This window comes from Dysosmobacter sp. (assembly GCF_052306735.1).
Taxonomy (GTDB): domain Bacteria; phylum Bacillota; class Clostridia; order Oscillospirales; family Oscillospiraceae; genus Oscillibacter.
This window is the reverse complement of the sequence record NZ_DAWBAJ010000016.1, coordinates 34,629-46,646: the sequence shown is the minus strand read 5'-3', so window position 1 is coordinate 46,646 and position 12,018 is coordinate 34,629. Positions and strand designations below refer to the sequence as shown.

11 protein-coding genes are annotated in these 12,018 nt (G+C 62.4%); 3 read left to right on the top strand and 8 right to left on the bottom strand.

Going from position 1 to position 12,018, the window contains the following annotated elements; all coding sequences use genetic code 11:
- Window position 1 precedes the first annotated feature (1 nt).
- The 3 genes from htpG to yfcE all read left to right on the top strand — a co-directional run bounded on the left by htpG (window position 2) and on the right by yfcE (window position 3,543).
- Window positions 2-1,834 carry a molecular chaperone HtpG gene (gene htpG / locus ACT67G_RS06050; protein ID WP_443663485.1) on the top strand — a complete coding sequence of 611 codons (1,833 nt, stop codon included), beginning with the start codon at window positions 2-4 and terminating at the stop codon, window positions 1,832-1,834.
- 132 nt (window positions 1,835-1,966) lie between these two features.
- The gene (locus ACT67G_RS06045; RefSeq protein ID WP_443663483.1) at window positions 1,967-2,962 is read left to right on the top strand and encodes a Gfo/Idh/MocA family protein; all 996 of its coding nucleotides are present in this window, start codon (window positions 1,967-1,969) and stop codon (window positions 2,960-2,962) included.
- A gap of 29 nt (window positions 2,963-2,991) precedes the next feature.
- Entirely contained in the window at window positions 2,992-3,543 is a 552-nt protein-coding gene (gene yfcE / locus ACT67G_RS06040) for a phosphodiesterase (RefSeq protein WP_443663481.1), read from the top strand.
- Between the two features lie 51 nt (window positions 3,544-3,594).
- Here yfcE and ACT67G_RS06035 read toward each other — a convergent pair whose 3' ends face one another.
- The 8 genes from ACT67G_RS06035 to ACT67G_RS06000 form a co-directional block, all read right to left on the bottom strand.
- Complete coding sequence (locus ACT67G_RS06035; RefSeq protein WP_443663480.1) at window positions 3,595-4,419, bottom strand: glycosyltransferase family 8 protein; 825 nt, start codon at window positions 4,417-4,419, stop codon at window positions 3,595-3,597.
- Window positions 4,416-5,534 carry a DUF3810 domain-containing protein gene (locus ACT67G_RS06030; protein ID WP_443663478.1) on the bottom strand — a complete coding sequence of 373 codons (1,119 nt, stop codon included), beginning with the start codon at window positions 5,532-5,534 and terminating at the stop codon, window positions 4,416-4,418. Before ACT67G_RS06030 ends, ACT67G_RS06035 begins: the two co-directional genes overlap by 4 nt.
- A 34-nt stretch (window positions 5,535-5,568) precedes the next feature.
- Window positions 5,569-6,303 (bottom strand): ABC transporter ATP-binding protein, encoded by a 735-nt coding sequence (locus ACT67G_RS06025; protein ID WP_443663476.1) that lies wholly within the window; start codon window positions 6,301-6,303, stop codon window positions 5,569-5,571.
- Window positions 6,296-7,090 carry an ABC transporter ATP-binding protein gene (locus ACT67G_RS06020; protein WP_443663474.1) on the bottom strand — a complete coding sequence of 265 codons (795 nt, stop codon included), beginning with the start codon at window positions 7,088-7,090 and terminating at the stop codon, window positions 6,296-6,298. The genes ACT67G_RS06025 and ACT67G_RS06020 overlap by 8 nt, the downstream gene beginning before the upstream one ends.
- Window positions 7,090-7,905: an ABC transporter permease gene (locus tag ACT67G_RS06015; protein WP_325245376.1), complete on the bottom strand. Its 816-nt coding sequence runs from the start codon at window positions 7,903-7,905 to the stop codon at window positions 7,090-7,092. Before ACT67G_RS06015 ends, ACT67G_RS06020 begins: the two co-directional genes overlap by 1 nt.
- A complete protein-coding gene (locus ACT67G_RS06010; protein WP_443663472.1) occupies window positions 7,902-8,852 on the bottom strand; it encodes an ABC transporter permease in 951 nt (316 codons plus the stop codon). Before ACT67G_RS06010 ends, ACT67G_RS06015 begins: the two co-directional genes overlap by 4 nt.
- Window positions 8,853-8,903: 51 nt before the next feature.
- Complete coding sequence (locus ACT67G_RS06005; protein WP_443663471.1) at window positions 8,904-10,430, bottom strand: ABC transporter substrate-binding protein; 1,527 nt, start codon at window positions 10,428-10,430, stop codon at window positions 8,904-8,906.
- A 186-nt stretch (window positions 10,431-10,616) separates the two neighbouring features.
- Entirely contained in the window at window positions 10,617-11,867 is a 1,251-nt protein-coding gene (locus ACT67G_RS06000; protein WP_443663469.1) for an AI-2E family transporter, read from the bottom strand.
- Between the last annotated feature and the right edge of the window lie 151 nt (window positions 11,868-12,018).

The window sequence follows — 12,018 nt, the reverse complement described above, 5'->3', positions numbered from 1 at the left end:
GATCAACTCCATCTACACCCATAAGGAGATCTTCCTGCGGGAGATCATCTCCAACGCCAGCGACGCCTGCGACAAGCTGTGCTACCAGGCGTTGACGGACGAGAGCGTGGGCATGTCCCGCAAGGACTTCGCCATCCACATCACCGTGGACAAGGACGCGCGGACCCTCACCGTCTCCGACAACGGCATCGGTATGGACCAGGCGGACCTGGAGAACAACCTGGGCATCATCGCCTCCTCCGGTTCCTACCGCTTCAAGCAGGAGGTGGGGGACGACGCCAAGGACACCGACGTCATCGGCCAGTTCGGCGTGGGCTTCTACTCCGCCTTCATGGTGGCAGACAAGATCACCGTGGTGACGAAGAAGTACGGCGCTGAGATCGGCTATACCTGGGTCTCCTCCGGCGCGGACGGCTACACCATCACCCCCTGCGACAAGGAGAGTGTGGGCACCGACATCATCATGCACATCAAGGAGGACACCGAGGACGAGAAGTACAGCGAGTTCCTGGAGTCCTGGCGCCTCCAGGAGCTGGTGCGCAAGTACTCCGACTATATCCGCTTCCCCATCCGGATGGAGGTCTCCAAGACCCGCCGCAAGGAGGGCTCTCCCGACGACAAGCCGGAGTACGAGACCTATACGGAGGAGGAGACCCTCAACTCCATGGTGCCCATCTGGCAGCGGCGCAAGTCCAGCGTCAAGCCCGAGGAGTACAACAAGTTCTACCGGGACAAGTTCCACGACTACGCCGATCCCCAGCGGGTCATCACCGTCTCCGCCGAGGGCGCCGTCACCTACAAGGCGCTGCTGTTCATCCCCGGCGCCACGCCCTTCGACTACTACACCAAGGAGTATGAAAAGGGCCTCCAGCTCTACTCCAACGGCGTTCTCATCATGGACAAGTGCGCCGACCTCCTGCCGGAGCATTTCCGCTTCGTCCGGGGCGTGGTGGACTCTCCGGACCTGTCTCTCAACATCTCCCGGGAGCTGCTGCAGCATGACCGCCAGCTGAAGGTCATCGCCGCCAACCTGGAAAAGAAGATCAAGAGCGAGCTGGAGAAGATGTGCAAGGAGGACCGGGAGGCCTACGAGACCTTCTGGAAGAACTTCGGCCGCCAGATCAAGTACGGCGTGGTGGGCGAGTACGGCGCCCACAAGGAGCTGCTGCAGGACCTGCTGCTCTTCTACTCCTCCACGGAGAAAAAGCCCGTGACATTGGCGGAGTATGTCTCCCGGATGAAGGAGGATCAGAAGTATATCTACTACGCCGCCGGCGACTCCCTGGACAAGATCGACAAGCTCCCCCAGACTGAGGGCCTGCGGGAGTCCGGCACGGAGATCCTCTACTTCACCGAGGAGGTGGACGAGTTCTGCGCCCAGATCCTCCACACCTACCAGGACAAGGAGTTCCGCTCCGTGCTGGACCAGGAGATCGCCGAGGGCGACCGGGAGAAGGCCCAGGAGACCCAGGACGCCCACAAGGCTGCCTTTGACTTCATCAAGGAGACCCTGGGAGACAAGGTCAAGGAGGTTCGGGCCTCCACCCGCCTGAAGTCCCACCCCGTCTGCCTCACCGCCGGAGAGGGCCTCTCCTTCGAGATGGAGAAGTATTTCCAGGCGGTCCAGCCGGACTCCCCCATCCATGCAGACCGGATCCTGGAGCTCAATGTGGAGCACCCGGCTTTCGCTGCTCTGGAAGCCGCCGTCACGGCGGACCCGGAGAAGGCCAAGAAGTACGCCGCTTTGTTCTACGACCAGGCGCTGCTGATCGCGGGCCTTCCCCTGGAAGATCCCGCCGGGTACACGGACCTGGTGTGTGAGCTGATGAAATAAGATCCCAAAGCACCCCGTCCCCGCCGTCCAAAATCAGGACGGCGGGGACGTTTTGACAGCAGCAACGTTGTATTGTATAGTAAGGAAGAATGAAACCGTGGCCCCGGCCACGCTGTAAGGAGGAACTTCCCGATGAATCTTGGTATTCTGGGTGCCGGCTACATTGCCGGGGTGATGGCGGAGACCATCCGCAAGATGAACGAGAGCGGAGACCATACTGTCCGGCTGTACGCCGTGGCCGCCCGGGACGCAGACCGGGCCCAGGCCTTTGCCGCCCGGTACGGGGCGGAGAAGGCCTACGGCTCTTATGAGGAGATGCTGCGGGATCCGGATCTGGATTTCGCCTACATCGCCACCCCCCACTCCCACCACTACCATCTCATCAAGCTGTGCGCCGACCACGGCAAGCACGTACTGTGCGAGAAGTCCTTCACCGTCAACGCCCGGCAGGCGGAGGACGCCATCCGCTATGCCAGAGACAAGGGCGTGCTGGTGACGGAGGCCATCTGGACCCGCTACCAGCCCATGCGGAAGATCATTGATGAGACCATCGCCTCCGGCATCATCGGAGAGCCGAAGATGCTCACGGCGAACCTGTGCTACGCCATCACCCAGAACCACCGGATCGTGGTGCCGGAACTGGCGGGGGGCGCGCTGCTGGACGTGGGGGTGTACACCCTGAACTTTGCGGAGATGGTATTCGGCCGGGCCGACGGCGTCCGGTGCGCCTGCACGAAAAACGAAAACGGCGTGGACCTCACAGACTCCATCACCCTCACCTGGCGGGACGGCCGGGTGGCCAACCTCACCGCCGGGGTCCACTGCGTGTCCGACCAGCTGGGGGTCATCTACGGCACCGACGGCTATGTGATGGTGGAGGACATCAACAATCCCACGGGACTCAAGGTCTTTGACGGGGACCGCCGCCTGGTGCGTGAGGTATCCTGCCCGCCCAAGCTCACCGGCTATGAGTACGAGGTGCTGGAGACTGCCCGCTGCATCCGGGAGGGGCTGCGGGAGTGCCCCTCCATGCCCCATGAGGAGACCATCCACATGCTGGAGCTGATGGATCACGTCCGGGCCCAGATGGGCATTCACTATCCCTGCGAGGATGTGGACGCCCTGTGAGGGATCAAAGGGGAAAGGAGAAAACCACCATGAAATGGATGATCGCGTCGGACCTCCACGGCTCCGCGTATTACTGTGAAAAGCTGCTGGCGGCCTTTGATGCCGAGCAGGCAGACCGGCTGCTGCTGCTGGGGGACCTCCTCTACCACGGTCCCCGCAATGACCTGCCCCGGGACTACGATCCCCGCGCCGTGACGGCCCTGCTCAACGGCTGTAAGGAGCGGCTGCTGTGCGTTCGGGGCAACTGCGACGCCGAGGTGGACCAGATGGTGCTGGAGTTCCCCATCCTGGCGGAATACGCCCTGCTGGAGGTGGAGGGCCGAGTGCTCTTTGCCACCCATGGCCACAAGTACGGCCCCGACAACTTGCCGCCATTGTGCCCCGGGGACATCCTCCTCAGCGGCCACACCCATGTGCCGGTGTGCCGGGAGGCGGAGGGCATCCTTTTGATGAACCCCGGTTCTGCCTCCATGCCCAAGGAGGGAAGCGCCGCCGGGTATATGACCCTGGAGAGGGGCGTCTTTACCTGGAAGGACTTTGACGGCGCTGTGGTGCGGGAGTACCGGCTCCCTCCCCGATAAAGGGAAACCTCTGAAAGAAAAAAGAACGCGGGATTGCTTCCCGCGTTCTTTTTATGCCTGGCTCCGGTCTTCTCCCAGAAGACGCTGGATGTATTTGTACAACGCGGAGAACCGGCCCCGGTAGCTCTTGCGCCAGGGCTTGTTCTTGCCGCAGAAATGGAGAATGGCGGTGTGGGTCACCACCCAGTCCATGTCCTTCTCCCCCTGGCTCATGAGGCGGTAGGCGTCAAAGCGCCGGGCGTCGTAGTTCCAGAGAGTCTCGTCCACCGGGAAGAGCTCCGTGCCGTACAGCCCGTTGAGAATGTCCTGGTCCGGCAGGATCAGCACGTCCGCGTGCTCCCGGGCGTAGGTGAAGATCTCCTCAGGAGCCATGCGGTGCCGCATGGCATCAAGGTCCATCACCAGCACGCCGGAGTTGAAATATCCCTCCGCCTCCGGGGTGTCCAGCCGCAGGCGGTTGACCCGGCTGGAGATGTCCGTGAGCCCCCGGTGGATGGAGGCTGCCATCAGCGCGCCCTGGAGATCTGTGTCGTACAGGGGGCGCACCGGGCCGATGACCAGGATGTCCGGGTCCAGGTACAGCACCCGGTCCAACGTGGGAGGCAGCAGCTGGGCGGAGAGCAGCCGGTAGTACATGGCCCGGGAGTAGTAGCGCACCACCGGCGCCCCGGCAAAAAGATCCTCCGGCACCGCCACGGGGTGCAGCGCCCCGTGGGGAGCGCACAGGGCCTCCAGAGAGGCCAGATCCTCCGCCGTCAGCCCGTCGCCTACCAGATAAACGTCAAAGGCCTCGCCGGGATTGTTCAGGTACAGCGAGCCCAGCATCACCCGCAGAGGGTGAAGATAGTTGCGGTCCAAAGTCACGAGAATGTTCATGGAGTTCCTCCTGCTGAGTGTGATTGCGGCAGGTACCAGGTGACCAGAAGATCCACCACCGTGCCGTAGGACTGTACGCCGTCGGTGTCCCCGTAGCTTTTCAAAAAGCCGTCGTATACCCCCTGGGTGATGGTGGCGGTGGCCTTGTCTTCAAACTGATCCCAGTAGGCGTTGTTGTCCGCCAGATCTGCCCGCACCGTCTCCGGCAGAGAGTCCCGGATGGCCTGCCAGGCCTCCGGATCCGCCCGGTAGAGGGCGTTGCCCAGATGAATATACCCAAAAAGCCACCCGGAATATGTATAATCCGCCAGGCCCGAGGTGGTGCAGGCGAGGATGGAGAGGAAGTTGCACTCCTCCTCCGCCGCCACGCCCCGCTGATGGGCCAGCTCATGGGCCACCGTGGAGGGCAGCAGACACGCCGGGGAGTCCACATTCACGTTGGATTCTCCGGTAAAGGGGCAGTAGATGCCCGTAAAGTTCATGGCGCTCATCACCCGGGAGAAGTGGACGGCTTTCACCCCCCGGTCCTGGAAGGCCAGGAAGGGAAAGAGTTCCTCCACCTCCCCGTAGACCTGGGTGCTCTCCGAGAGGATCTGCTCCTTGGGCACGCCAAAGAGGCCCGCTTCCGTCCGGGGAACGGTATCTGCCGCCTCCTGGAGCATTTGGGCAAAGTACGCCGTCACAGCGGTGAGGTCCTCCGTGGCCACCGGCTGGGCATAGACGCCGGAGCGGTCCTGAAAACTGTCGGCGTAATACTCCACGCCCCACAGGGCGCAAAATCCGCCGTACACCGTCAGCACCGCGCACACGGCACCCAGTACGGCGCTGTAAGTGCGGTTTCCCCGGCGGCCCTTGGCCTGGATCACCGCGATGATGCTCCAGATGAGGTATGCCGCCGCTGCCAGGGCGATAAGGATGCACAGCACCTCCATGACGGAGAAGTCCACCCGGTAGCAAAGGCTCCCCAAAAAGCGGCGGAAGGGGGCGATGACCTGATTTTTCAGGGCGTTCATCCACGCCCGGTTTCCCCGGACCAGGCAGAAAAGGCCCAGAAAGGCCAGCTCTGCCGCAAGCCAGAGGTGTAATTTCCAGTGTCGTTTGAAAAATGCCTTCATGATTTTGCTCGATGTCGCAGTGGGGTGGGTGGGGTCAGTCGGCGGCCGCCAGGAGTTCCCGGGTGTAGTCCGCCTGGGGGTGGTCAAAAATGTCGTCCACGGCGCCCTGTTCCACGATGCGGCCGGCTTTCATCACCAGCACCCGGTCGCAGAGCTGGTAGACCACATTGAGGTCGTGGGAGATGAAGAGATAGCTGAGATCCAGCTGATCCCGCAGGGACTTGAGGAGCTTCAAAATCTGGGCCTGGATGGTGACGTCCAGGGCGGAGACGGGCTCGTCGGCAATGAGGAATTTGGGCCGCTGGATCAGGGCCGTGGCGATGGATACCCGCTGGCGCTGGCCGCCGGAGAGCTCCGAGGGCCGGGCCTCCAGGCACTCCTCCGGCAGCTCCACCCGCTCCAGCATGTCCCGCACCCGGTGTTTGCGCTCCGCGGCGTCGTATTTCCCGTAGATGCGCAGGGGCTCCTCCAGGATCCAGGAGACCGTGTAGGCGGGGTTCAGGGAGCTGTATGGGTCCTGAAAGATCATCTGGGGCCGCTTGGTGTAGTGGATCACCTGTCCGGCGCCGGGCTTGACGATGCCCAGGATGGTCTTGGCCAGGGTGGATTTGCCGGTGCCGGACTCTCCCACCAGCCCCAGGATTTCTCCGTGGCGGACATCAAAGGTCACGTCGTGGAGGACCTCCTGATAAGGGCCCCGCCGGAAGAGACCGCCATCCCGGTAGCCGCTGGTGACATGCTGCACCGAAAGGACCAGTTCGTTATCCATGCTGGTCCTCCTTTCGCTGCCGGGTGGGGATGGCGGCAATGAGGCGGCGGGTATACTCCGCCTGGGGATGGAAGAACACCGTGTCGGTGTCCCCCTCTTCCACCAGCACGCCCCGCTGCATGACAGCTACCCGACGGCACAGCTTGCGCACCACCTTCAAATTGTGGGAGATAAAGAGCATGGAGATGCCGGACTCGGCATTCAGACGCTTCAAAAGGGTCAGAATCTGGGCCTGGATGGTGACATCCAGGGCCGTGGTGGGCTCGTCCAGCAGCAAGAGCTTGGGACGGGCGACGATGGCGGCGGCAATCATGGCCCGCTGCAGCATGCCGCCGGAGAGCTCGTGGGGGTATTTTTCCGCCAGCACCTCCACGTCGGGGAGCTCTACGGCGCCCATGGCCTCCAGAGCCAGGCGGCGGCGCTCCTCCTTGGGAAGGTCCGTGTGGATGCGCAATGTTTCGGACACCTGGGGCCCGATCTTCATCAGGGGGTCCATGCAGCTCATGGGCTCCTGGAACACCACGCCGATATCCTTGCCCTGGATCTTACGAAGCTGGGAGCGGTGGGCGTAGAGCAGGTCCTGCCCGTCCAGGGTGATGGTGCCGGAATAGTCGCACTGTTTGCGGGGCAGCAATCCCGCCACGCTCATGGCGGTGACGGATTTGCCGGAGCCGGATTCTCCCACCAGTCCCAAAATCTCGCCGTCATGGATGGTAAGGGACACCCCGGAGACGGCCTCCCGGGTGCGGTTGTGGAATTTCACATGCAGGTCACGGATCTCCAGCATCAAACCACCTCCTTGTCCCGGCGCTGCAATCCCTCGCCGATGAGGCCCACGCTGAACACCAGCAGCACGATGGTGCCGCCGGTAAACAGGGCGTACCAGGGGGCCACGCCCATCATGCTCTGGGCCTCCGAGAGCATATAGCCCAGGGAGGCGTCCGGCGGGGTGACGCCGATGCCCAGATAGCTCATGGAGGCCTCTGCCAGAACCGCGTTGTTGAAGCCGATGGTGAGAGCAGGCAGCAGGACCGAGAGGGTGTTGGGCAGCAGGTGTACTGTCAGGATCCGGGCCGGGGAGGCGCCCATGAGCCGGGCGCTTTTCACGTAGTTCACATCCCGCAGCGCGGCAAAGGCTGTGCGGGTCACCCGGGCAAAGCTGGGGATGAACACCAGACCCAGGGCCAGCACCACATTATACTTGTTGCCGGGACCCAGGAGGCTGATGACCACCAGGGCCAGCAAAATGCTGGGGAAGGCCGTCAGCACATCCCCCAGGCGCATGAGCACCGCGTCGGCAAGGCCCCCGAAGTACCCGGTAAGAGCGCCGATGGCGGTGCCCAGCACGGCGCCGATGACCACGGTGAAAAAGGCGATGAGGAAGGTGGTGCCCGCCCCCTGGAGTACCCGGCTGAAAATGTCCCGGCCGAAGCTGTCGGTGCCCATGAGATGGGCCAGGGAGGGCGGGTCGAATTTGGGCCCCACGGAGATGGCGTTGGGGTCATAGGGCGTCCAGAAAAAGCCCAGAAGGATCAGGGCCGTGAGGAGGCCCGCCAAAATCAGTCCGGCGGTGAGGAATCCGTTGCGGGATGTTTTCTTCATACGCCGCCTCCTAACCGCAGGCGGGGGTCGATCCGCTGGTTGATGAGGTCCGCCACGGTGCCCGAGAGCACCACCCAGAAGGCCAGGATCACCACGATGGCCTGCACCACCGGATAGTCCCGGTTGGAGATGGAGGCCACCAGCATCCGCCCCAGGCCCGGCACCGCAAAGACCTGCTCGGCCACGATGCTGCCTGCCACAATCTCCGCCATGGTCTGGGCCAGGAAGGTCACCACCGGCACCAGGGCGTTTTTCAAAACGTGATGGAGCAGCACCGCCCGGCGGTCATTGCCCCGGGAGATGGCGGTGCGGACATAGGCTTTGCCCAGCTCCTCCCGGATGGTGCTGCGCAGCATCCGCACCGTCATGGCGATGCGGGGAATGGCAATGGACACGGCGGGAAACACCAGATACCCCAGGGCCCCGGCAAAGTCCTCCCCCAGATCCGGGAAGCTGCCGTGGGTAAAGACGTGGAGCACGGTGCTGAAGAGCCACGTCAGGAGGATACCTGTAAAGAAGGGGGGAACCGCCATGCACAGCTGGTTGAAGGCAGTGCGGCCGGCCTCTACCGCTCCGCTGCCCGTGCGGGCGGACCACACCCCCAGGGGGATGGACACCGCCACGATCATCACAAAGCTCAAAAGGCTCAGCACCAGCGTCACCGCCACTTTGGGGCCAATAATGTCCCAGACGGGCTGGTTATAGTTATAGGAGATCCCCAGGTTCCCGGTGAAAAAGCCTGCCAGCCATTCCCCGTAGCGCACCAGCAGGGGACGGTCCAGCCCCAGCTCTGCTTTCAGGGCGGCCACCCGTTCCGGGGTGGCCTGGGTGCCCAGCATGGCGGTGGCGGCGTCGCCGGAAATGAGATCAAAGGCCACGAATGCCAGAAGGGAGACGATGACCATGGTGATCAGCAGCATGGCGACTCGCCGTACCGCGTACTTCATCGTCTTCGTCCCCCTTTCGGGCAGGCGGCGCATAAACAGCCGCCCATTATATTACTCCGCGAATCGGACCGTGGAGAGGTCCAGCACGTAGATGGGATAGAACTGCAGGCCCTCCAGCCCCGTCCGCATGGCCACCAGATCCGCCAGGTCCTGAATATAGACGTTGGCGGCGTGCTCCGTCAAGTTTTTCTCCATGGCCTTGTACAGCTCCGTCTGCTCCGCATCGTCGTAGCAGGTGACGGCCTGCTGGAACAGCGCGTCGTAATCGGCGTTGGAGTAGTTGATAAAGTTGTCGTCTGCCGTGGAGGTGAACCGCTCCAGCAAAGCCCGGGCGGTCATGTTGGCGGCGTCCACGCCCACCACGGTGGACTGGAACTGCCGGCCCACATAGGTGTCGTTGACCCAGCTTTCCCACTCCACAGGCTGGATGGTGGCGTTGATGCCCACAGCCTTGAGCTGCTCCACCAGCACCGTGGCGGTGTCCATGTGGGGCTGGTAGTTGGAGGGGACGGTGATGGTCATGTCGAACCCGTCGGGATACCCGGCCTGGGTCAGCAGCTCCTGGGCCTTGGCGGGATCGTAGGTGTAGTAGTCGGTGAGGCTCTCGTCAAAGTACTTGCCGAAGGCGGGGTACATGCTGGAGCCGATGGGGGCGCCGTAGCCGTCGAAGGCCAGGTCAATGATTCCCTGCTTGTCCACAGCATAGCACAGGGCCTGGCGCACCAGCTCATTGTCAAAGGGCGCCACGTCGTTGTTGAGGTACAGGGCCTGGACCAGGTTCATCGTGCCCTCCAGGATCTGGAAGTCGTCTCCCAGCTGGGCCACCTGGGTGCTGGTAAGGTGGCTGCAAAGGTCGATGGCGCCGCTCTGGAGGCTCATCAGCAGGCTGTCGGCGTTTTCGATGATCTTGAAGGTCACCTGATCCAGGTAGGCGGGGGTGCCCCAGTATTCGTCAAACTTCTCCAGAACGATGGAGTCCTGGGCAGTGCGGGAGGTGAACTTGAACGGGCCGGTGCCCACCGGGGCGGTGTCCTGCTGGTCGTAATCTGCCGGCAAAATGGCGGTGGTCAGATAGGAGATAAACTCATTGCTGGGCTCCGTCAGGGTGATGACCACGGTGGCCTCATCGGGAGCCTCGATGGAGGCGATGGAGGAGAAGGCCTCCACCGGCACGATGCTGGCGTCCTGGGGATCCTTGCACCGCTCCAGGGAGTACACCACATCGTCGGCGGTGACCGTCTCGCCGTTGTGGAACTTCACACCCTGGCGCAGGGTGAAGGTGTAGACGGTCCCGTCTTCGGAAACTTCATATTTCTCCGCCACGGCAGGCGTGAGATCGCCCTCCGGGGTGGGTTTCATCAGTCCTTCAAACACATTGAACATGATTTCCCGGGTTCCTGCCTTCACGGTCTTGTGAGGGTCAAGACTCTCATCCAGGTCCTGTGCGATGCCAACGGTGATGGCGTTGGCCTGCGTTGCGTCCTCCGGCGTCTCGGCTGTGCTGCTGTCTCCGCATCCGCTGAGTACAGTGCACAGGAGGCCTGCCAGAAGAAGGAACGCCAAGAGCTTCTTCTTCATGATTCAGTTCTCCTTTTCATCACTGCCCGCTTCCGGGTCAGTGTCGGACGGGAATGTCCGCCCGTGACAAAATAAGCGGCCCTGTATAAAAAGAGCCTTGCAGGAGCTTGTTATTTTTCTAACTTACTGCCTGCAAGGCTGTATTGTACACGATGGCGCCCGTGATTGCAAGGGCTTTGACACAAATTAGAGGGGCTTTTGGGGCGTGTCGGGGGATTTTTCCTCCTCCTGGGCGGATACCACGGCGCCGGGGCGGTCATAAGAGGCATCGTCAGTGGGCAGATCCTTCCGGCGCAGCCGGGCGCGCAGGAAGAAATCCACGGCGTTGTAGAGGCAGGCGCACACCGGCACGCCGAAAAACATCCCCGGTACGCCGAAGAAGCTGCCGCCCACCAGAATGGCGATGATGACCCACAGGCTGGAAAGGCCCGTCTTGTCCCCCAGGATCTTGGGGCCGATGACGTTGCCGTCCAGCTGCTGGAGGGCCAGGACAAAGAGCATGAAGTACACCGCCTGGAGGGGGTTGACCAGCAGGATGAGGAAGATGCTGGGGATGGCCCCCAGGAAGGGGCCGAAGAAGGGGATCACGTTGGTGACGCCCACGATGACGGACACCAGGGGCGTGTAGGGAAATTTCAAAATGGAGCAGCCCACAAAACAGATGATGCCGATGATCAGGGAGTCCAGCAGCTTTCCCCGGACGAAGCCGGCGAAGATCTCGTCGGTCTTCCGGGCGCCCCGCAGCACCCAGTCCACGTACCGGGTGGGAACCAGGGCATAGGTCATCTTCCGGGCGTAGGCGGCGCAGTGCTCCTTGGTGGCCAGCAGGTACACCGAGGCGATGATGCCCACCAGCAGGTCCTTGAAGAACACCAGCACCGTCATCACGCCGCCGGAGACGGCGGTCATCAGCGTGGTGGCCTGGGGCAGGGCCTCCTTGGTCAGCCACGTCTGGATATCCTCATAATAGGTGTTCATCTGCTGGGTGACCCAGTGCTCCACATCGGGATTGGATTCCAGCAGGTGCTGGATCCAGCCGCTGATGGTGTTGTAGTAGGATTCCGCGCTGCCGAAGAGCTGCAGCACGCTGCGGTAGAGTTCCGGCAGCAGGATGGAGGCCAGCAGATGGAACAGAACATAGATCACCAGCCAGGTAAGGATCAGGCTCACCGCCCGGGCACCCCGGGAGATCCTGCCCGCGCTGCGGGCCTTGGCCACGGCGGAGGCAAACAGGTGTCCCTCGAAAAAGTCCACCATGGGGGAGAGCAGATAGGCGATAAAGGCACCGTAGAGGATGGGCTGCACCGCCTGCAGCAGCTGCCTGCCGATATTCACCACCACCCGCTGCCCGAAGAGCGAGTCGTAAAAGAGCAAAATGGCTGCCACGGTGACAAACACCGTCACCGCCAGGGCCACGGGCCGGCTTTCATGTTTCATGTAAGGCCGCCTCCTTCTCAGAGATATCCATATTCCATTTCATTGTACATGCTGCGCTGACAAAATGCAATCGTCGGCCCCAGGCCGCCCCCTGATTTTTGATGCCTTCTTTACGTTGCCGCCAGCCTTGCATTCCGCAGGGGGCCGTGTT

What these genes read in the sequence shown, in the direction of transcription:
- ACT67G_RS06045 (WP_443663483.1), top strand. Translation starts at nt 1,967, where the DNA reads ATGAATCTTGGTATTCTGGGTGCCGGCTACATTGCCGGGGTGATGGCG.
- yfcE (WP_443663481.1), top strand. Translation starts at nt 2,992, where the DNA reads ATGAAATGGATGATCGCGTCGGACCTCCACGGCTCCGCGTATTACTGT.
- ACT67G_RS06035 (WP_443663480.1), bottom strand. Translation starts at nt 4,419, where the DNA reads ATGAACATTCTCGTGACTTTGGACCGCAACTATCTTCACCCTCTGCGG.
- ACT67G_RS06030 (WP_443663478.1), bottom strand. Translation starts at nt 5,534, where the DNA reads ATGAAGGCATTTTTCAAACGACACTGGAAATTACACCTCTGGCTTGCG.
- ACT67G_RS06025 (WP_443663476.1), bottom strand. Translation starts at nt 6,303, where the DNA reads ATGGATAACGAACTGGTCCTTTCGGTGCAGCATGTCACCAGCGGCTAC.
- ACT67G_RS06020 (WP_443663474.1), bottom strand. Translation starts at nt 7,090, where the DNA reads ATGCTGGAGATCCGTGACCTGCATGTGAAATTCCACAACCGCACCCGG.
- ACT67G_RS06015 (WP_325245376.1), bottom strand. Translation starts at nt 7,905, where the DNA reads ATGAAGAAAACATCCCGCAACGGATTCCTCACCGCCGGACTGATTTTG.
- ACT67G_RS06010 (WP_443663472.1), bottom strand. Translation starts at nt 8,852, where the DNA reads ATGAAGTACGCGGTACGGCGAGTCGCCATGCTGCTGATCACCATGGTC.
- ACT67G_RS06005 (WP_443663471.1), bottom strand. Translation starts at nt 10,430, where the DNA reads ATGAAGAAGAAGCTCTTGGCGTTCCTTCTTCTGGCAGGCCTCCTGTGC.
- ACT67G_RS06000 (WP_443663469.1), bottom strand. Translation starts at nt 11,867, where the DNA reads ATGAAACATGAAAGCCGGCCCGTGGCCCTGGCGGTGACGGTGTTTGTC.